19 protein-coding genes are annotated in these 17976 nt (G+C 70.0%); 10 read left to right on the forward strand and 9 right to left on the reverse strand.

Annotated features, from left to right (window positions below; translation table 11 throughout):
- Positions 1-142 precede the first annotated feature (142 nt).
- Positions 143-1669, forward strand: coding sequence for an ABC transporter permease (locus tag BLR91_RS14535; RefSeq protein ID WP_089880954.1), 1527 nt, complete (start codon positions 143-145; stop codon positions 1667-1669).
- A gap of 31 nt (positions 1670-1700) precedes the next feature.
- Positions 1701-2372 carry an ABC transporter ATP-binding protein gene (locus BLR91_RS14540; RefSeq protein ID WP_089880950.1) on the forward strand — a complete coding sequence of 224 codons (672 nt, stop codon included), beginning with the start codon at positions 1701-1703 and terminating at the stop codon, positions 2370-2372.
- Between the two features lie 6 nt (positions 2373-2378).
- Here BLR91_RS14540 and BLR91_RS14545 read toward each other — a convergent pair whose 3' ends face one another.
- Genes BLR91_RS14545 through BLR91_RS14580 form a run of 8 tightly spaced genes read right to left on the reverse strand, consistent with a single transcriptional unit; the run spans position 2379 to position 10899 of the window.
- Positions 2379-3263: an alpha/beta hydrolase gene (locus BLR91_RS14545; protein WP_089880946.1), complete on the reverse strand. Its 885-nt coding sequence runs from the start codon at positions 3261-3263 to the stop codon at positions 2379-2381.
- Between the two features lie 51 nt (positions 3264-3314).
- Positions 3315-3980, reverse strand: a complete 666-nt coding sequence (locus BLR91_RS14550) for a TetR/AcrR family transcriptional regulator (protein WP_089880943.1) — start codon at positions 3978-3980, stop codon at positions 3315-3317.
- A gap of 52 nt (positions 3981-4032) precedes the next feature.
- Complete coding sequence (locus BLR91_RS14555; RefSeq protein WP_089880940.1) at positions 4033-4998, reverse strand: sugar kinase; 966 nt, start codon at positions 4996-4998, stop codon at positions 4033-4035.
- Positions 4995-5648: a bifunctional 4-hydroxy-2-oxoglutarate aldolase/2-dehydro-3-deoxy-phosphogluconate aldolase gene (locus BLR91_RS14560; RefSeq protein ID WP_089880937.1), complete on the reverse strand. Its 654-nt coding sequence runs from the start codon at positions 5646-5648 to the stop codon at positions 4995-4997. Before BLR91_RS14560 ends, BLR91_RS14555 begins: the two co-directional genes overlap by 4 nt.
- Positions 5638-6867 carry a D-mannonate dehydratase ManD gene (gene manD, locus BLR91_RS14565; protein WP_018189787.1) on the reverse strand — a complete coding sequence of 410 codons (1230 nt, stop codon included), beginning with the start codon at positions 6865-6867 and terminating at the stop codon, positions 5638-5640. Before manD ends, BLR91_RS14560 begins: the two co-directional genes overlap by 11 nt.
- A gap of 16 nt (positions 6868-6883) precedes the next feature.
- The gene (locus BLR91_RS14570) at positions 6884-8284 is read right to left on the reverse strand and encodes an MFS transporter (RefSeq protein WP_018189786.1); all 1401 of its coding nucleotides are present in this window, start codon (positions 8282-8284) and stop codon (positions 6884-6886) included.
- Positions 8285-8326: 42 nt separating this feature from the next.
- Complete coding sequence (locus tag BLR91_RS14575; RefSeq protein WP_089880934.1) at positions 8327-9376, reverse strand: L-idonate 5-dehydrogenase; 1050 nt, start codon at positions 9374-9376, stop codon at positions 8327-8329.
- Positions 9373-10899: a mannitol dehydrogenase family protein gene (locus BLR91_RS14580; protein WP_089880929.1), complete on the reverse strand. Its 1527-nt coding sequence runs from the start codon at positions 10897-10899 to the stop codon at positions 9373-9375. Before BLR91_RS14580 ends, BLR91_RS14575 begins: the two co-directional genes overlap by 4 nt.
- Before the next feature lie 183 nt (positions 10900-11082).
- Between BLR91_RS14580 and BLR91_RS14585 the strand changes: the two genes are divergently transcribed.
- The 4 genes from BLR91_RS14585 to BLR91_RS14600 are packed head-to-tail and all read left to right on the forward strand — an operon-like array spanning position 11083 to position 13787.
- Complete coding sequence (locus BLR91_RS14585) at positions 11083-12021, forward strand: LacI family DNA-binding transcriptional regulator (RefSeq protein WP_231918935.1); 939 nt, start codon at positions 11083-11085, stop codon at positions 12019-12021.
- A gap of 37 nt (positions 12022-12058) precedes the next feature.
- Positions 12059-12928, forward strand: a complete 870-nt coding sequence (locus tag BLR91_RS14590) for an MBL fold metallo-hydrolase (protein ID WP_089880923.1) — start codon at positions 12059-12061, stop codon at positions 12926-12928.
- The gene (locus tag BLR91_RS14595; protein ID WP_018189781.1) at positions 12925-13413 is read left to right on the forward strand and encodes a MarR family winged helix-turn-helix transcriptional regulator; all 489 of its coding nucleotides are present in this window, start codon (positions 12925-12927) and stop codon (positions 13411-13413) included. The genes BLR91_RS14590 and BLR91_RS14595 overlap by 4 nt, the downstream gene beginning before the upstream one ends.
- The gene (locus tag BLR91_RS14600; protein ID WP_089880919.1) at positions 13410-13787 is read left to right on the forward strand and encodes a carboxymuconolactone decarboxylase family protein; all 378 of its coding nucleotides are present in this window, start codon (positions 13410-13412) and stop codon (positions 13785-13787) included. Before BLR91_RS14595 ends, BLR91_RS14600 begins: the two co-directional genes overlap by 4 nt.
- Here the strand turns inward: BLR91_RS14600 and BLR91_RS14605 are convergent.
- The gene (locus BLR91_RS14605; RefSeq protein WP_089880915.1) at positions 13784-14383 is read right to left on the reverse strand and encodes a pentapeptide repeat-containing protein; all 600 of its coding nucleotides are present in this window, start codon (positions 14381-14383) and stop codon (positions 13784-13786) included. The genes BLR91_RS14600 and BLR91_RS14605 overlap by 4 nt on opposite strands.
- 117 nt (positions 14384-14500) lie before the next feature.
- On the opposite strand from BLR91_RS14605, the gene BLR91_RS14610 reads away from it, so the two are divergent.
- From BLR91_RS14610 to BLR91_RS14625, 4 genes are all read left to right on the forward strand, one after another.
- Complete coding sequence (locus BLR91_RS14610; RefSeq protein ID WP_089880911.1) at positions 14501-15397, forward strand: UbiA family prenyltransferase; 897 nt, start codon at positions 14501-14503, stop codon at positions 15395-15397.
- A 9-nt stretch (positions 15398-15406) separates the two neighbouring features.
- Positions 15407-16438: a sensor histidine kinase gene (locus tag BLR91_RS14615; protein WP_089880907.1), complete on the forward strand. Its 1032-nt coding sequence runs from the start codon at positions 15407-15409 to the stop codon at positions 16436-16438.
- Positions 16435-17043 carry a response regulator gene (locus tag BLR91_RS14620; protein ID WP_089880903.1) on the forward strand — a complete coding sequence of 203 codons (609 nt, stop codon included), beginning with the start codon at positions 16435-16437 and terminating at the stop codon, positions 17041-17043. The genes BLR91_RS14615 and BLR91_RS14620 overlap by 4 nt, the downstream gene beginning before the upstream one ends.
- Positions 17044-17322: 279 nt before the next feature.
- Complete coding sequence (locus BLR91_RS14625) at positions 17323-17949, forward strand: DedA family protein (RefSeq protein WP_018189775.1); 627 nt, start codon at positions 17323-17325, stop codon at positions 17947-17949.
- The last annotated feature ends 27 nt before the right edge of the window (positions 17950-17976 follow it).

Here is a 17976-nt window from a genome sequence, read left to right on the forward strand (position 1 = left end):
TACGACACGGCAGGCGCGCCGGATGTGACAATCCGCAGGAAACCGGGCACTCGGCGGATGCATAGCTTCGCCACAGCGACCCGAAAACGGCCGTTCCTAACCTCACGCCAGACGTTCATCCGACAGCACAGTTTGGGAGCCCATGTTCGGAACCTATCTGCGGCGCGAGTTGCTCAACCGCCGCAAGCAGACGATCATCATCGCCATCGGGATGGCCCTGGCGATCGCGCTGGTCATCATCGTGGACGCGGTCTCGGCGGGGGTGCGCCAGGCGCAGGAGAGCGTGCTGCAGTCGGTGTACGGGGTGGGCACGGACATCACGGTGAGCCAGCCCGCGACCGCGCAGAACGCGACCGGACTCCAGGGTGCGGGAGGCGGTCCACGCTTCGACTTCGGCGCCAACGCCGGGACCGACACCGGCGGCGCACGGCAGGTCAACACCTCCCGTCTCGAACCGACCCGCGGCGCCACGGTCATGGACGCATCCACCCTCACCACGGTGAAGAAGGTGCAGAACGTCGAGTCGGCCGCCGCCGTGCTCTCGCTCACGAACACCAGCTTCAGCGGAACCCTGCCGAACTTCCAGCAGCTCCGCCAGGAGCGCGAGAACGGTCAGGCGGCACAGCCGACCGCGCCCCCGACGGGCGGCTCCGACGGCGCAGGCGGCAGCTCCTTCACCGTCGACTCCTTCTCGGTGCTCGGCCTCGATCCCGCCGGCAAGTCCGTCGGCCCGCTCGCCTCGGTCACCCTCACCGGCGGCCGGAGCTTCACGGCGGCCGACGCGGGCAAGGATGTGGTGGTGCTCGACGCGAGCTACGCCAAGACGGCGAGCAAAGCCGTCGGCGACACCATCACGATCGGCGGCACGGACTTCTCGGTCATCGGGATCGTCGCGGCGACCGGCTCCGACGCGACCACTGCGGCGAACGCGTACATCCCGCTGGATGTCGCCCAAACGCTCTCCGGGCAGAGCGGCAAGATCTCGTCGGTGTACGTGAAGGCGGCCTCCTCCGGCGACATCGACCAGATCAAGACCGATCTGACGAAGGCCGTGTCCGGGGCGACGGTCAGCACGCAGGCCGACCTCGCCTCGACGGTCTCCGGCTCCCTCGGCAGCGCCGGCCAGCTCATCGCGAACCTCGGCACCTGGCTGTCGGTGATCGTGCTCGCGGCCGCGTTCCTCATCGCCATCCTGTTCACCATCTCCGGCGTCACCCGGCGCACCCGCGAGTTCGGCACCCTCAAGGCGATCGGCTGGTCCAACCGGCGCATCGTCGGGCAGGTCGCCGGCGAGTCCGTGGTGCAGGGCGTCATCGGCGGCGTGATCGGCGTCGCGGTCGGCCTCCTCGGGGTGCTGGTCGTCAATCTGATCTCGCCGACACTGACCGGCAGCATCAGCCACGGCACCACCGGTGCCGCCGCCGAGCGCTCCGGTGCGGCGACGGGTGCGACCGGCGAGGGCGCGGCCCGCGGCTTCGGCGGCGCCTTCGGAGCGGCCAGGGAGGCCGCGACGACCTCCGCGAACATCGCCCTGCACGCCCCGGTGACCCTGTGGATCATCGTCGGCGCGGTCGGCCTCGCCGTCCTCGGCGGTCTGATCGCCGGGGCCATCGGCGGATGGCGTGCCTCGCGACTCCGCCCGGCCGCGGCCCTCCGCTCGGTCGCCTGAACCCGGTCATCCCGCCCTCGAAGGAGCACACATGTACACCCTGACCGACGTCACCAAGACCTACAGCCAGTCCAAGCGCCAGGTCGTCGCCCTCAACGACGTGACCCTGGACATCCCGGACGGCCAGCTGGTCGCCATCCAGGGGCCGACCGGAGGAGGCAAGTCGACCCTGCTGCAGATGCTCGGGGCGCTCGACCGGCCGACCTCCGGCTCGGTCGAGCTGGGCGCCGACAGCCTCTCGAAGCAGCACGACGGACGGCTCACGAAGATCCGGGCGAAGGAGATCGGGTTCGTCTTCCAGGGGTTCAATCTCATCCCGACCCTCACGGCGCAGGAGAACGTCGAGACGGCTCTCGCGCCGCTCAAGGTCAGCGCCGCCGACCGCAAGCGCCGCGCGGCGGAGGCCCTGGCCTCGGTCGGGCTCGCCGACCGAGGCAACCACCTGCCGTCGGAGCTCTCCGGCGGCCAGCAGCAGCGCGTCGCGATCGCGCGGGCGCTGGTCAAGGATCCGGAGGTGCTGCTGGCGGACGAGCCGACGGGCAACCTGGACGAGGAGACGCGGGACGAGATCATGGACCTGCTCGAGGGACTGTGGCGCGACCGCGGTCTCACCGTCGTGATCGTGACGCATGACACCGCGGTCGCGAAGCGCGCCCAGCGCCGCCTGCAGATCAAGCACGGGCAGGTGCGCGAGGTCGACTGACCCGGTCTAGGAGCGGGCGCGCGCGGCGAGCGAGCGGATGAAGCCGGCCACGTCATCCGGCTTCTCCTCGGCCATGAAGTGGCCGGCGTCGATCGGCTCGTAGACCAGGTCGTCCGACCAGGCGCCCCAGATCGCACGCGGGTCGAAGCCGAGCTGCGACCCCCAGTCCTGCGACAGGACGCCGACCGGCATGGCCAGCCCTCGGCCCGCGGCGCGATCGGCGCGATCCAGCTCCAGGTCGATCCCGGCGCTCGCGCGGTAGTCGGCGACGATCGACGGCACCGCCGCCACCGAGCTGTCGATGTAGTGCCTGCGCACGTCCGGCGTGAACGTGGTGCCGTCGGTGTCCCACGCGTCGAGGAACGAGGCGAAGAAGTCGTCGGCGACCGCGGAGATCATGCGCTCGGGCAGCCCCACCGGCTGGGCCATCAGGTAGAGGTGCCAGGCGATCTTCGCATCCACCCCGTGCAGCACGTCCCAGGTGTCGAGGGTGGGCAGCACGTCGAGGATGCCGAGGTACTGCACGCGCTCCGGGTGGTCGAGCGCGGCGCGGACGCCGACGAGCGCACCGCGGTCATGGCCGATGAGCCCGAACCGATCGTGTCCGAGGGCGGACGCGACCGCCACGACGTCGTCGCCCATCGTGCGCTTGGAGTAGGTGTCCGGTCCGTCCTCCGCCGGCTTGCCGCTCTCGCCGTAGCCGCGGAGGTCGGGGACGATCACGGTGTGATCGTCGGCGAGCCGCCGCGCGACCTCGCGCCACATGTAGTGGGTCTGCGGGAAGCCGTGGAGCAGCACCACCGCCGGGCCGGTCCCCCCGACCGCGACGTGCAGCGGGATGCCGCCGCTGCCGGGGATGGTCTGGTAGCTGAAGCCGTCGATCGTGGCCATGGTGGATGTGCCTCCTGGGTCGTGGGGGTGGTCGGTCGGTGGAGTGGGCGGTCAGGCGTCGGCGGTCGCCGGGTGTCCGGAGAAGATGCCGGCGGGAAGGGGCCGGGTGTCGGATGCCGTCGCCCGGAGCGCGGGGATCAGGATGGTGTCGACCAGTGCCTCGAGGTAGTCGTCGGTGACGGCGAGGCCGTTGAGGCGGCGGAGCAGGAGCACGGAGCCGGTGACCTCTTCGAACGGGAAGGGGTCGACCCCCTCGGGCAGCTCGCCCCGGCCGACCGCCGCAGCGACGACGTCCGCCGGAAGGCGCGCACCGGTCGGGCCGACCGTCTGCTCGATCGTCTCGCCGAGCTCCGGGTCCTCGAACCCGGCCTGCAGGAGCGCGAGCGCGGTCTGGCCGTCGGCCGAGCGGAGGGTCGTGAGCAGGCGGCGGCACAGCGCCAGCAGGTCGCCACGCAGCGACCCCGTGTCGATCGCGTCGGCGTCGTCCCGGCGGGCCGGACCGACTTTCAGTGCGGCGACGACCATCTCGCGCTTGTTCGCCCAGCGGCGGTACAGCGTCGGCTTGGAGGCGCCGGCTCGGCGGGCGACCTCCTCGAACGAGACGCCGTCGTAGCCGCGCTCGGCGAGGAGCGCGTTGACGACGGCGAGGATGTGGGACTCGCGGCTGTCGTCGCGCGGGCGGCCCGCCCGGCGCGAGGTGTTCTCTGAATACGACACGTACCGTATCGTAACGGGATCCGGCCGGATCGCCAAACGGCCGGGAGACTCCTCAGCGGAGCACGGGGTCGCCGACGCCGGCTGTGAACTGCCGGACCTCCCGAAGCGTGGGACTCGACTCCCAATCTCCGGGCGTCATGCAGAGCATCGCTCCGCAGACGTTGGCGCGGTGCAAGCGCGCCGCGACGTCCGATCCATCCAGGACGCCGCTCAGGTACCCCGCGACGAAGGCGTCGCCGGCTCCGACCGTGTCGACGACATCGACGACGAACCCCGGGGCGTCGACCACCTGCGTCGGCAGGATGGTCGTCGCGCCCTCGGCGCCGCGCTTGAGGACGACCTCCGTGGGACGATGCGCGAGGAGGCGCTCGCACGCGGCCGCGGCATCCGTGCCCGGGGAGAGCAGTTCGAACTCCTCCGCGCCGCCGAACACGATGTCGGCGCGTTCGGCCACCTCCCGGAGCCACGGCCCCGCGACGGCCGGAGCAGCGACAGAGGATCGGTAGTTGATGTCGAAGGTCACCACGACGCCGGCCGCTCGGGCGCGGTCGATCGCGACCGAGAGGGTCTCGCGGGCCGATTCGGAGATGAGGGCCGTGATCCCCGTGAGATGGAGCAGGTCGGCCTGTTCGATCCAGCCGTCGGGCAGGTCGGAGGGCGACAGTCTCGATCCGGCCGAGCCGGATCGGTAGTACAGCACGCGGGTCGACGTCGAGTTGGGGCGTTCCTTGAGCATGAGGCCCGTCGGGGCGCCCGCATCCACGACGGCGCGCGCGTCGACCCCCTCCGCGCGGATCTCGCGCACGACGCGCTCCCCCAGCGAATCGTCGCCGACCCGACCGAGCCACGTGACGTCGACGCCGAGCCTGCGCAGGGCGATCGCGACGTTGCTCTCGGCGCCGCCGACGCCGAGAGCGAGGTCGGACGCGTGCCGGAGGCTGCCGATGTCGCGGCTGCGCACGAGAGCCATCGTCTCGCCGAGCGTCGCGACACGTCGACGGTCGGACACCGCCGTCATGCGCTGCCGCCGGCGGCGACAGCGACGAACGCGCGGGCCCGCTCACCGAGGGCAACCAGGTCGCCGCCCTGGAACGCGTCGCCCAGCAGCGGGCCGCCGACGCTCACGGCCGCGGCACCGGCCGCAAGCCACTGCGCGGCGCTCTCGAGGTCGACGCCTCCAGACGGCACCACCTCGATGTCGGGGAACGGTCCCCGCAGATCCTTGACGTATCCCGCGCCGAGCCGTCCGGCAGGGAACACCTTGACGGCGGACGCCCCGGCCGACCACGAGGCGAACAACTCGGTCGGCGTGAACCCGCCGGGAACGAGCGGCACACCGGCCTCCACGGCCGCGGCGAGGAGGGAGGGAACCGTGATCGGTGTGACGAGGTAGCGGGCGCCCGCATCCACTGCACGCCGGAGCTGGTCGGTGTCGGTCACGGTCCCGATGCCGAGGTCGACGTCATCGCCGAAGCGCTCGATCAGCCCCGGGAGGTGCTCGATCGTACCCGGTGTGGTGAGGGTCAGCTCGACACTACGGATGCCGGCATCGATGAGCGCCTCCAGCACGGGGTCGTAGTCCTCGGCGCTCCTGGCTCGCGCCACGACGATGAGCCGCGACTGCGCCGTCTTCTGCGGGAGCGGAAGCCGCGCGACGTCACCAGTCATGGACGGTCCCGTCCGTAAGCCGGTTCACGGGGAGGTAGGCCTTGGTGTACTCGAAGGCGGCCGCTGCGTCCTCGTCGAGCTCGACACCGAGCCCGGGCTCCTCCCCCGGGTGAAGGAAGCCGCGGTCGAACGTGAACGACGTCTGGAACACCTCCAGCGTCTGCTCGTTGTGCGGCATGTACTCCTGGATGCCGAAGTTGTGGATCGCGAGGTCGAGGTGGAGCGCTGCCGCCATCCCGACGGGCGAGATGTCGGTCGGGCCGTGGATGCCGGACTTGATCCCGTAGATCGCGGCGAAGTCGAGGAGCTTCTTCATCGCGGTGATGCCGCCGGTGTGGGTGACGGCGGAGCGGACGTAGTCGATGAGGCGCTCGGTGATGAGCGTCTGGTAGTCGAAGACGGTGTTGAAGACCTCGCCGATCGCGAGCGGCGTCGTCGAGTGCTGGCGCACGAGGCGGAGCGCCGTCTGGTCCTCGCCGGGAGTGCAGTCCTCGAGCCAGAACAGGTCGTACGGCTCGATGTCCTTCGCGAAGCGCGCGGCCTCGATCGGCGTCATCCGATGGTGGCCGTCGTGGAGGATCCGCAGGTCGGTGCCGAAGTCCTCGCGGATCTTGGCGAAGATCCCCGGCATGTGGTTGAGGTAATTGCGGGTGTCCCACGTCTCTTCGCTCGGGCGGCCGTTCTCGGCGCGCTTGGCCGGCTCGTAGTCGTAGCGCACCCCCGGTCCGGCCGCCGAGACGCCGTAGATCTGACCGAGCCCCGGGACACCGGTCTGCACGCGCACGGCGGTGAAGCCGAGCTCCTGGTAGCCGGTGATCGCGTTCGCGAGCGCGTCGTAGTCGGTGCCGGAGGCGTGGGCGTAGACGCGGACGCCGGACCGGCTCGCACCGCCGAGGAGCTGGTAGAGCGGCATCCCGGCCTTCTTGGCCTTGATGTCCCAGAGGGCCATGTCGACCGCGGCGATGGCCGCCATCGTGACCGGTCCGCGCCGCCAGTAGGGGCCGCGGTAGAGGTACTGCCAGGTGTCCTCGATGCGGTCCTCGTCACGGCCGATGAGAGTGGAGGCGACATGGTCCTCCAGGTAGGAGGCGACCGAGAGCTCGCGGCCGTTCAGTGTGGCGTCCCCCCAGCCGACGATGCCGTCCGAGGTCGTGATCTTGAGGGTGACGAAGTTGCGTCCGGGGCTGGTGATGATGGTATCGACGCGGTCGATGGTCATTGATCGTCCTTCCTTGTCACATCGCGGCGCGCGGGTCGGTGAGGTCGCGCCCCGTCCACTCGGGCGCAACGATCGCGGCGACCAGTGCGCACACGGTGTAGATGCCGAGCAGCACCATCACCGGGATGATGCTGCCGGTCGTCGCGGCGACCCAGGCCGCAGCGATGATCGGGCCGATGCCGGTGGCGATGATGGCGGCGATCTCGCGCACGATGGCCGTCAGCGTGTAGCGGTTCCGCGCTCCGAAGATCTCGGGGAGCGAGATGTTCTCCATGGACGCGAGGCCGAGGACCGAGACGTTGTGGATCACGGCGTAGCCGACGAAGATCCAGCCGACCTCCTTGGTGTTGATCGCGAGCATCGTCGGGATGATCAGCACGAGCGAGAGCGACGTCATGATGATGTACATCCGCCGGCGGCCGAACAGGTCGCCGAGCCAGCCGACCAGCGGGATGGTGCCGAAGCCGATGAGCGAGGAGACGATCACGATCTCGGGGCCGACGCCCTTCTGGACGGCGAGCGTGATCGTGATGAAGGAGATCATGTAGGTCTGGATCAGACCCGAGTTGCCGGCCTGGCCGAAGCGGAGGAAGAACGACACGAGCGTCGCCTTGACCGGCTTCTTCCGCAGGGCCTCGAGCGCGCGGAGGTCGTTGCTCTTGGTCGCCAGGTCGACCATCTCATCGCGCGAGAGCGCCTTGCCGTCGACGACGTCGGTGCGCTCCTCGAAGACGGGGCTCTCCTTGAGGCGGAAGCGCACCCAGACGGCGAACACCATCACGATGGAGCTCGCGATGAAGGGGATCCGCCAGCCCCAGGCGATGACGTCGTCCTCCATCATGACGGCGAGGAGGAGTGCCCAGATCGCGGAGGCGAAGAGCGTTCCGCAGTTCGTGCCGAGCGCGACGAGGGAGGCGATGATGCCGCGGCGGCGCGCGGGAGCGTACTCGGCGAGCATGACGCCGGCACCCGAGATCTCCGCGCCGGCGCCGAAGCCCTGCGCGAGACGCAGCACGACGAGCATGATCGGCGCGAGGATGCCGGCCTGCGCGTACGTCGGCAGGAAGCCGATGAGCGTCGTCGCGAGGCCCATGAGCAGGATCGTGTAGAAGAGGACCTTGCGGCGGCCGACCTTGTCGCCCATCCGGCCGAAGTACCAGGCGCCGAGCGGGCGGGCGATGTAGCCGACGCCGTAGGTCGCCATGGCGAGCACGACGGCCATGCCGGGCTCCTCCCCGGCGAAGAACAGCTGACTGAAGACGAGGGCGGCGGCCAGGGAGTAGAGCTGGAAGTCCATGAACTCCAGTGCCGTGCCCAGCCAGCCCGAGACCGCGGCCCGGACGAGGTCGCCGGTCGATCTCTCGACCGTCTGCGGGGGCGCGGAGGCGTCCACACCGGGGACGTTGGAAGTGCTCATCGTTACTCCTTCGTAAATGAGTGGGGGGAGGGTGGTGGAGGTTCAGAGACGCAGAAGGACCTTGGCCGACGCGGACGAGTCGCGCGCGACCCGGAACGCGTCGAGGGCGTCTGCGGCGTCGATGGTGTGCGAGATGACGGAGTCGAGGGCGTCCGACTCGGCGAGCATCGCGACGGCGTCGTCGATCTCCGTCGAGAAGCGGAATGCGCCGCGGAGGGTCAGCTCCTTGGCGAGCATCGGCGCGAGGTTGACGCCGATCTCGGCGTCGGCGAGCATCCCGACCTGCACGACGGTTCCCGCCCGGCGCGCCGCGCGGACGGCCTGGGTGACGGAGACGGGGACTCCGGAGCATTCGAAGACGACGTCGTACGACTCGTCCGCGATGGAGTCGCTGCCGACGAGCACGAACTCGCTCGCGCCCAGGGCCGCGGCGCGATCGAGGGGCTCGGCGCGGACGTCGCTCGCGCCGACGGTGGCGGCCCCCGCGTGCACGGCCGCCGCGACGACGAGCAGTCCGATGGGGCCCGCGCCGATGACGAGCACACGCTTTCCGCTGATGTCGCCCGCCAGGCTCACGGCGTGCAGGGCGACGGCGAGCGGTTCTGCGAGTGCCGCACGTTCCAGCGGAAGGCCCTCGGGGAGAACACGGATCATGTGCTCCTCGACGAGGAGGTACTCCGCGGCGCCGCCCTGGCGATGCGGCATCGTCGCGGCGCTGCCGAAGTAGTCGCCGCCGGGGCGCAGGTGCGGCCTGTCCTCGAGGCCGGGCACGTCGGCGCCGTAGCGGGCCGGGTGCACCGTCACGGGTGTCCCGGCGGCGAGGCGCCCCGACGGGTCGAGGTCGACGACGGCCGAGAGCTCATGGCCCGGGGTCAGCGGCTCCCGGATGGTGTACTCGCCGTTCGCGCCGTGGAAGTAGTAGTGCAGATCGGAACCGCAGATGCCGACGTACCGGACCCGGAGCCGCACCTCGCCCGACGCGGGCTGAGGCACCTCGCGGTCCTCCCAGCGGATGTCTTCCTTGCCGTGGATGGCGAGCGCCTTCATCGTCGCGCCTTCCTCGTGATCGTGGGTCGGGTTCACCGTGCTCATGCCGGGACCTCCGATGCTCGTGACCTGATGTCGGTCTCCGCCGCCGTGACGCTCTCCGTGATCGCCGCCGAGACGCCGTCGCGTTCGATCGTGTCGACCAGCTCGCCGACCCGCTCGATGAACGCCGGACGGTCGGCGAGGTCGGCGCCGAAGAGCCGGAGGTCCGTGATCGAGGCCGCGGCGAGGTCGGCCCCGGTACGGGCCGACCCGGCGAGCGGGATCAGCCGCTCGCGGGCGGCATCCTTCATCGCGGCGGCGAAGGGGCCGGGATCGAATCCGGGTCGGGGTGCGATGCAGGAGAGGTAGGCGGCCACGGTGAGGGCGATCATGTGCGGCATCTCGCCGCGGTCGAGCAGCCGGAGCGCCGGCTCGGGGATGCGCTGACGCAGTTTGACCGAGCCGTCCGTACCGACCTGGCTGGTCTTGTGCCCGAGTGCGGTGTTGCCCCAGCGGAGGAACAGCTGACGCTCGTACTCCGCGATGTCGACGCCCGTCGGGACCTGGATGGACGGCGTGTACTCGTGGGCGAGCACCGCGCGCGCTGCACGCTCGATCGCCGGCCGGCCCACGGCATCCGGGATCGTCTCGGCGTTCTGCAGCGCGCCCAGGTAGGCGATCAACGAATGCGTTCCGTTGAGGAGCCGCACCTTCATGTCCTCGTAGCGGCCGACCTCCGTGCTGAAGACCGCTCCTCCGGCCTCCCAGGCGGGCCGTCCTGCGGCGAAGTCGTCCTCGATCGCCCACATCGTGAAGGGTTCGGCGGGGACGGGGATCTCGTCCCACGCGCCGAGGAGCGACGACACCTCACTGCGGAGCGCGGGCGTCGTGGACGGGACGATGCGGTCGACCATGCTCGAGGGGAACGAGACCGACGACTCGAGGAAGGCGAGTGCCTCGGCGCCCTCGCTGGCAGGCAGCGCCTCCAGGAAGTCGCGGACGAGAGCCTTCGTACGGGCGCCGTTGGCGGCGAGATTGTCGCAGCTGAGGATCGTCAGAGGGGCTCCGGATGCCGCGGCCCGCCGCTGGACGCCGCGAGCGAGCTGTCCGATGGTCGAGCGAGGGTGGCCTCCGCGCAGGTCGGAGACGATGGTCGGGTCTGCAGTGTCGAGGTGACCCGTCGCGGGCGAGGAGCTGTAGCCGTTCTCCGTGACCGTGAGCGTGACGATGCGGATGCCGGGGTCGGCGATGCTCTCGACGACGCGCTGGGGCTCGTCCGCCGCGACGAAGGCGTCGGTGTGCACGCCCGGGATGCTCAGCGACATTCCCTCGGGCGAGATCGTCGCGACCGAGGAGAGGAGGTCCTGTGCGCGCATCGCGTCGACGACGGTCCGCGATCGCGAGGCGACGCCCACGATGCCCCAGTCGCCGCCATCGGCCGCGATGGCCGCAGCCGTGTAGACCGCCTGGTGTGCGCGGTGGAAGCTGCCCAGGCCCAGGTGGAGGATTCCGGCACGGGCGGGAGTCTCGGGGAGCGGGACAGCACCGTGGTGCGAGCGCGACAGGCGCTGCGGAGTGCCGCTCATGAGTGCACCCCGGTACGAGGTGCCCGTCGGCGGGTCCTGGGATCTTCGATGATCGGCATGGAAAAGAGTGTGAATGGTTTGTACAAAATTGTCAAGACGCATTCCATGTTGCAGGATGAGCCATGATGGAACAACTGTTCCCGCAACACCGGAGAGGCGGCAATGGGTGCGACGCTGACTGACGTGGCGCGACGCGCGGGCGTCTCGATCGCCACGGCATCCCGCGCCTTCGGAGAACCCGACCGCCTCGCGACCGCCACACGAGACCGGGTGCTCCAGGCCGCCAACGACCTCGGTTACGACAGCCCGCAGGTGGCGACCGCCACCCGCTCGTTCGGCGTCGTCGTGCCGGACGTCGCCAACCCCGTCTATGCCACGCTTCTCAAGGCCATCCACTCCCAGGCATGGCACGGTCGTCACCGCACCGTACTGTTCGACACCGACGAGGATCGCTGGCGCGAGCGGGAGCAGATCGAGCAGGCGCGCAAGCTCGACGGCATGCTGCTGTGCTCACCCCGCCTGCCGGACGACGAGGTGCTCACGCTCGCCGGAGACACCCCCTTCGTCATCGTCAACCGCTTCATCGAGGGCGCCCCCTGCGTGCTCATGGACATGGAGAACGGGCCGCAGCAGGCGGTCGAGCATCTCGCTGCACTCGGCCACACGCACATCGCCTATGCGGCCGGGCCCACAGGATCCTGGGCAGACGGCCAGCGCGCCGCCACGATCACGAAGGCGTGCGAGCGGTACGGCATCCGCCTCACGCACCTGAGCCACCAAGCGGCGTCGATCGAAGGCGGCCGGGCCGCGGCCGCGCCCGTGATCGCGAGCGGGGCGACGGCCGTCATCGCCTACAACGACCTCGTCGCGCTCGGCCTCGAAGCCGGCATGTCGGAGATGGGACGGTCCTGCCCGGCCGACATCAGCATCATCGGAATCGACGACATCGACATGGCCAGCGCCGTGAACCCCGGGCTGACGACGGTCAAGATGCCGATCGAGCGATGCGGAGCGCTCGCCGTGGAGCTCCTGCTGCAGGTGATGGCCGGCGCAACGCTCACGGAAGCCGCAACACTCGGCTCGCAACTCATCGTCCGGGGAACGACGGCGGCTCCAAAGTAGTTCATTTCAATATAGTCCGAAATGGTACTATCTGCTCATGACCAATCATCTCGCTGTCGCACCATGGTCGCTGGGCCTGCCGGACGCATCCCCGCCGCAGGGCATGTCCTTGTATCGGCTACCGACCGGCTTCTACGAGACCCGGGCGGCTTTCGCCGTGAAAGGCGGGGCCTTCCGTGATAAGCGTCGCTTCGCAGCCTCGTCGGTGCTCATCACCCACCCCGCCGGGGACCTGTTGATCGACGCCGGTTTCGGGGCGGGCCTGGCCGACCATGTCGCCCTGCTCCCCCGCGTCGAACGCGCTCCGTATTCGCGCGAGAAGACGGTGAAGGAGCAGCTCGACGCCGCGGGCTACGACTGGGCGAACCTGCGCGGAGTGCTGGTCACCCACGTCCACTGGGACCACGTGAGCGGTCTCGACAGCCTGCACGTCCCCATCTGGATCAACGCGGATGAGATGCGATACGGCGCAGAAGACACGCACGGCGCCGTGTTCCGGACGGTGTCGGCCGGCCTGCCCGTCCATGAGTACGCCTTCGACGGGCCCGCCTACCTCGGCTTCCCCGCCAGCCATGACGTATACGGCGACGGCTCGGTGGTGATCGCTCAAGCGGGTGGGCACACCTTCGGCTCCATCGTGGTCTTCGTGACCGTGCCCGACGGCGATCGCTACGCGTTCATCGGAGACATCGCCTGGCAGTCCGATGCGATCACCGACGGGCTCGAACGTCCGTGGCTGATGCGGAAGATGGCGGACACGGATGCGGCGAAAGTGCGGGAGAACCTGCAACGGGTGATCGCGCTCAGAGACCTCATGCGGATCGTGCCCGCCCACGACGGCGGCGCATATGAGAGCATCGCAGCACTGCCCGCCCGATTCCCGACCGTGGATGGGAGCCAACGATGACCGCGGAATCTCCAGCCCCTGCCGAGGCGTCCGCAGCCGGACCCGGACCAGAGTCCGAGATCACCTGGCTCCTGCACCGGGCGGCGCAGCGCATGCACGCGGTCACCGAACGGGAGGCCGTCGCGCACGGGCTCCAGCTGCGCGACTACATCATCCTGAGCGCCCTCGACAAGACGACGGGGCTGACCCAGATCGAGCTCGGCAGGGTTCTCGGGCTGGACAAGACCACCCTCACCAGCCAGCTCGACCGGCTGGAGCGGAACGGCCTCATCGAGCGACGCCCCGACCCGCGCGATCGGCGCGCCCGCATCCCGGTCATCACCGAGGAGGGCGAAGCCCTTCGGTCCGCGGCGGCGCGGTCGGCAGACGAAGCCGAACGCCACGCGCTGCGCGACTTCGACGACGACGACATCGTCCGACTTCGTCGCATCCTCTTCGCCATCGTCGGCGACACCGACACCGACACCGATGGATCGCGGCCATGACCGAGAACGATCGGATCGCTGCCGGACGGGCGACCTACGCCCGCAACGTCGGCGTCGACGAGACGCAGGTCGAGGCGATCATGACCGAACGCGCCGGCGCCGCATACACGCGGGAAGCGTTCCTGGCCGCCGGCGGCCCCGGCTGGCAGGGCGATCAGCTCACCGACCGCGACCGGTCGATCGCCGTCATCGCCGCCCTCGTCGGCCAACACGTCGTCGACGACCGGCTGGCGACCTATCTCTCGGCCGCCCGCGCCAACGGGGTCACCGAAGACGGGCTGGCTTCGCTGATGATCCTGCTGACCGCCTACCTCGGTCAGCCGGCGACATCGGCCGCCATGGCCACCGTGCGCCGGACTCGACCTCTGGCCTAACGAGGGGTCGGCACGACGACCATCCCCAGCGCCTCGGCCAGCACGACCGCCTGTCGCTCGTCGATGACCGTGCCGCGGAGGACGACCTCCGACGGGTCGACGCCCGTCAGGTCACTTCCCGCGATGCTCGCCGCGGTGAGGTCTGCGCCGGTCAGCGTCGCGGCGCTGAGGTCGCATCCCTCGAACCGGGCCTCCTGACACCGCGCCTCGGAGAGGTCGGCCTCGCGCAGGCGGACTCCCTCGAACGACGCACCCCGCAGCTCCGCGCGCCGCAGACCAACGAACGACCAGTTGCCGCCCGTGACCTTCAGCAGGGAGAACTCGCATCCATGGAAAGAGCTGCCGGTGACCTTGCAGCGCCGAAAGCTCGCGTCGAAGAAGTTGCAGAACTCGAACCGGCAGTTCACGAACGCCGAGTCGTCGTGCTCGCTCACGTTGAAACGCACCTTGCGGAACACGCACTCGGTGAAGGTCGCACCCCTGCTACGCAGCTCGGTGAAGTCGACGTCGTCGAACACGACCCCGGTGTACTCGACCGAGTCGAGCTCGCGCCCGTACCAGTCCTCGCCCTTGATGGTCTCTCCGCCGTCCGTCACGAGGCGAGCCTAGCCCGGCGCGGACCGGCGGGCGGCGGCCACCTGCCCCGCGGAATGTGACTTTCGTTGTAGTCGATCGGGCCCCCGAAATGGTGAGGACCACTCGACAATGAGCGGATGAGCACCGCGGCCCACCGGAACCGGGGCGCCTTCGCGTCCTGCGCGTCCCGGGTGGGTCTGGCCTTCCTCGAGGGCCGTCCGATGGTGATGGGCGTCTTCGCGCTCCGCTTCCTCGTCGGCAGGCTGCTGGCCGCCGGCGAGGACGGGGCGTCGGCGTCGCTGTGGCTCGGCGCGTCCTCGTGGATGCTCGCGGTATGGGCCGTCTACCTGGTCAACGGGATCAGCGACGTCGAAGGCGACCGACTCAACGGCTCACCCCGCCCCCTGGCGTCCGGGAGGCTGGACGTGCCGTCGGCGTCCGCGATCGCGGCTGCTCTGCTCGCGGCGTCGCTGCTCACCGCATCCCTGCTCCCCCGCCCCTTCCTGCTCGCCGTGGTGGCGTTCGTGGGCCTCGGACTCGTCTACTCGGTCGGGCCGTGGGCGGCCAAGAAGGCGGCGATCGCGGCGCTCACGATCGCAGCCGCGGGGGTGTTCCTGACGTATCTCGCTGCGGCGCTCGTCGTTGCCGAAACGGTGCCGACATCCGCGCTGGTCTTCGCGGCGGTGGCGTCCTGCTGGATCGCGGTCGCCGGGCACACCAAGGACTTCGGAGACGTCGCGGGTGACGCGGCGGAGGGGCGCCGGACCCTTCCGGTACTGCTCGGAATCCAGCGCGCCCGCGTCGTGGTGGCGATCGGAACGGGTGTCGTGTCGGCCACGGCGATGGCCCTCGGTGCGCTCGTCCACCAGCTGCGGGCCCTGATCACCCTCGGCGTCGCCGGTCCCGTCGTGATCGCCTTCACCCTGCTGGTCGATGGCGGAGACCGCCGACGCGACAAGCGGCCGTACCGCTCCTTCATGGCGGGTCAGTACGCTCTGAACGTCGCAGCGCTTCTAGGCGCGCTCGAGAGCTGAGGGTCGGACGTGGTGATCGGTAACGACGGAGTCGCATTGCGCGACCGCATCGTGGAGGCGCTGTTCGAGCGGCTCCGGGGCGCGGAGAGCACCCTGGTCGCAGACCCCGACGTGAGCGAGCAGCTCGTGGCGCAGGTCGACTGGATCCTCGATCGCACCTTCGACCGGCTCGGCCGCCCAGCCGGTGCCGAACGTCTCGCGACCCCGGCCCGGCACGGATCCGGCGTGGGCGAGACGCGGGCGCGCCAGAACATCCACCCGGTCGACAGTCTCAGCGCGGCGACCGAGCTCTTCGATGTCGCGTTCTCGATCATCAGCGCCGACCGGGACTCGGCCGTCAGCCTCGCCGACCTGGCGCGGGCCCTGAACGCCTCCATCATGGATGCCGTCGTCCCGGCCTCGATCGGGTACGTCGATGTGCTGCTGGAACGCCTGGCCGTCGCCCACAGCGAGGAGCGCCTCAGCATCTCGCGCGAACTGCACGACCGCGTGGCTCACAGCATCGCCGCCGGTCTCCAGCGGTTCCAGCTCGGGGGCGTCGACGACGCGTCGGATCCCCGCCTGCGGGAAGGCTTGCAGCTGTTCGGCGCCGCACTCGACGAGACCCGCGCGATCGCCCTCGACCTCCGTCACGCCGTCGGCGACAAGCGGCTCGACGAGGCGCTGCGTGACTACGTCGGCGACCTCGACGACTCGGGCCCGCCGGTCGAGACCACGGTCGACGGGGAGCCGTACCGCCTCTCCACCGCGGTTCAGGAGGAGGCGTTCATCATCGTCCGCGAGGCGGTGCACAACGCGCGACGGCACTCCGGCGCCGAACTCATCCGTGTCCACTCGCGCTGGGACCGCCGGACTCTCACCATCGTGGTGAGCGACAACGGGCACGGATTCGCCCACGAAGCGGTCCGGTCGGGCGCACTCGGCCTGATCGCGGCGCAGGAGCGCGCCGAACTGATCGGCGCCGACCTCCATATCGCTCCGGGTCTCGGCACCGGGACCGTGCTCACACTGACCATTCCGAGAGGGCGGGAAGCCGCATGAACGACGAAACGCGAACCGTGGTCCTGATCGACGACCACGGGATGTTCCGCCAGGGCATCCGGGCGCTCATCGAGGACCGGTTCCGGATCGTCGGGGAGGGTGGATCCAGCGAGGAGGCGTGGGCGCTCGTCGCCGAGCACTCCCCCGACGTGCTGCTCCTCGACGTCGAGATCCCGGGGGTGCCGGCGGAGCAGACGATCGCGCGCATCCGGCGGCATCACCCGGAGACGGCGGTCGTCATCCTCACGATGCACAGCGACGCCGTGCTCGAACGGCAGCTGTTGCGCGCCGGGGCGGCGGCCTTCGTCACCAAGACCGTGGGGAGCGAGCAGCTGATCGCCGTGATCGCCCGCGCGACCCCTCCCGTCGGAGAAGCCGCGGAGGCCGGCGCCGACGCGGAGGCGGCCGGCGCCATCCTCACGGTGCGCGAGCAGGAGGTGCTCCGGATGATCGCCCAGGCGTATTCGAACCGCGACATCGCGATGTCGCTGTCGATCGCCGAGGGCACGGTCAAGCGGCACACGACGAACATGTACGAGAAGCTGGGAGCCACGTCCCGGATCGACGCCGTCCGGAAGGCCGCGCGCCTGGGGCTGCTCGACTGACGCTGCCGGCAGAAGAGTTTGGGGCGGTGGCAGGCCCCCGCTCCCGCCACCACCAGCGCCGTTCCCCCGAAGGCGCACATTGAAAGTAATCGCTTCCCTCCCCCAACTGAATACACCTTTCGTCACATTCCCCCTCCGCCCCTTCCCACCCACCGTCGAGTCCGCAAACTTTGCACGCCGCCGCGGCGCTTCGTGTGCAAAGTTTGCGGACTCGACGGTGGGGCGGAGGGGCGACGGGAGTGGGCGGAGGGGCGGAGGGGGGTCCGATACGCTCGGGGTATGGCCCACGATCTCGCTGACTTCCTCGGCGACGTCGGGCCGCTCGTGTTCTACCTGGCGGTGTGGGGACTCGTCTTCGCCGGCACCGCGCTCTTCATCGGCGTCTTCATCCCGTTCATCACGGGCGACTCACTGTTGTTCGGCGCCGGCATCCTCACCGGCACCAACCCGGAGCTGAACATCTGGGTCCTCGCCATCGGCGTCGGGATCGCCGCCGTGCTGGGCGACCAGGTCGGATTCTGGCTCGGCCGTCGGCTGGGCCGGCCGTATCTGACCCGCCGCGGCGGTCGCTGGGTGCAGGCCGGGGTGAAACGGGCTGAGCGCTTCTACGAACTCTTCGGCTGGTGGTCCGTGGTGATCAGCCGGTACATCCCGTGGGGTCGCGTCTTCATCCCGCCGATCGCCGGGATCAGCGCGATGAGCTACTGGCGGTTCCTCACCGCGAACATCGTCGGAGCGCTCAGCTGGGGCGTGCTCATCACCGTGATCGGCTACTTCGCAGCCGTGAACCCGAGCGTGCGACCGGTCGCCTACGTCGTGGCGGGCGTCGTCATCCTCGCCTCCCTCATCGCGGGTGTCCGTGCCTGGGTCCTCGACCGGCGCGCGCGGCGGACCCTCGCGGAATGACCTGTACCCGCCCCGGGGTTCGCGCGG

This window comes from Leifsonia sp. 466MF, from assembly GCF_900100265.1.
GTDB lineage: Bacteria > Actinomycetota > Actinomycetes > Actinomycetales > Microbacteriaceae > Leifsonia.

What these genes read in the sequence shown, in the direction of transcription:
- BLR91_RS14555 (WP_089880940.1), bottom strand. Translation starts at nt 4,998, where the DNA reads ATGACGGCGGTGTCCGACCGTCGACGTGTCGCGACGCTCGGCGAGACG.
- BLR91_RS14535 (WP_089880954.1), top strand. Translation starts at nt 143, where the DNA reads ATGTTCGGAACCTATCTGCGGCGCGAGTTGCTCAACCGCCGCAAGCAG.
- BLR91_RS14610 (WP_089880911.1), top strand. Translation starts at nt 14,501, where the DNA reads ATGAGCACCGCGGCCCACCGGAACCGGGGCGCCTTCGCGTCCTGCGCG.
- manD (WP_018189787.1), bottom strand. Translation starts at nt 6,867, where the DNA reads ATGACCATCGACCGCGTCGATACCATCATCACCAGCCCCGGACGCAAC.
- BLR91_RS14560 (WP_089880937.1), bottom strand. Translation starts at nt 5,648, where the DNA reads ATGACTGGTGACGTCGCGCGGCTTCCGCTCCCGCAGAAGACGGCGCAG.
- BLR91_RS14595 (WP_018189781.1), top strand. Translation starts at nt 12,925, where the DNA reads ATGACCGCGGAATCTCCAGCCCCTGCCGAGGCGTCCGCAGCCGGACCC.
- BLR91_RS14545 (WP_089880946.1), bottom strand. Translation starts at nt 3,263, where the DNA reads ATGGCCACGATCGACGGCTTCAGCTACCAGACCATCCCCGGCAGCGGC.
- BLR91_RS14575 (WP_089880934.1), bottom strand. Translation starts at nt 9,376, where the DNA reads ATGAGCACGGTGAACCCGACCCACGATCACGAGGAAGGCGCGACGATG.
- BLR91_RS14600 (WP_089880919.1), top strand. Translation starts at nt 13,410, where the DNA reads ATGACCGAGAACGATCGGATCGCTGCCGGACGGGCGACCTACGCCCGC.
- BLR91_RS14540 (WP_089880950.1), top strand. Translation starts at nt 1,701, where the DNA reads ATGTACACCCTGACCGACGTCACCAAGACCTACAGCCAGTCCAAGCGC.
- BLR91_RS14590 (WP_089880923.1), top strand. Translation starts at nt 12,059, where the DNA reads ATGACCAATCATCTCGCTGTCGCACCATGGTCGCTGGGCCTGCCGGAC.
- BLR91_RS14625 (WP_018189775.1), top strand. Translation starts at nt 17,323, where the DNA reads ATGGCCCACGATCTCGCTGACTTCCTCGGCGACGTCGGGCCGCTCGTG.
- BLR91_RS14570 (WP_018189786.1), bottom strand. Translation starts at nt 8,284, where the DNA reads ATGAGCACTTCCAACGTCCCCGGTGTGGACGCCTCCGCGCCCCCGCAG.
- BLR91_RS14620 (WP_089880903.1), top strand. Translation starts at nt 16,435, where the DNA reads ATGAACGACGAAACGCGAACCGTGGTCCTGATCGACGACCACGGGATG.
- BLR91_RS14580 (WP_089880929.1), bottom strand. Translation starts at nt 10,899, where the DNA reads ATGAGCGGCACTCCGCAGCGCCTGTCGCGCTCGCACCACGGTGCTGTC.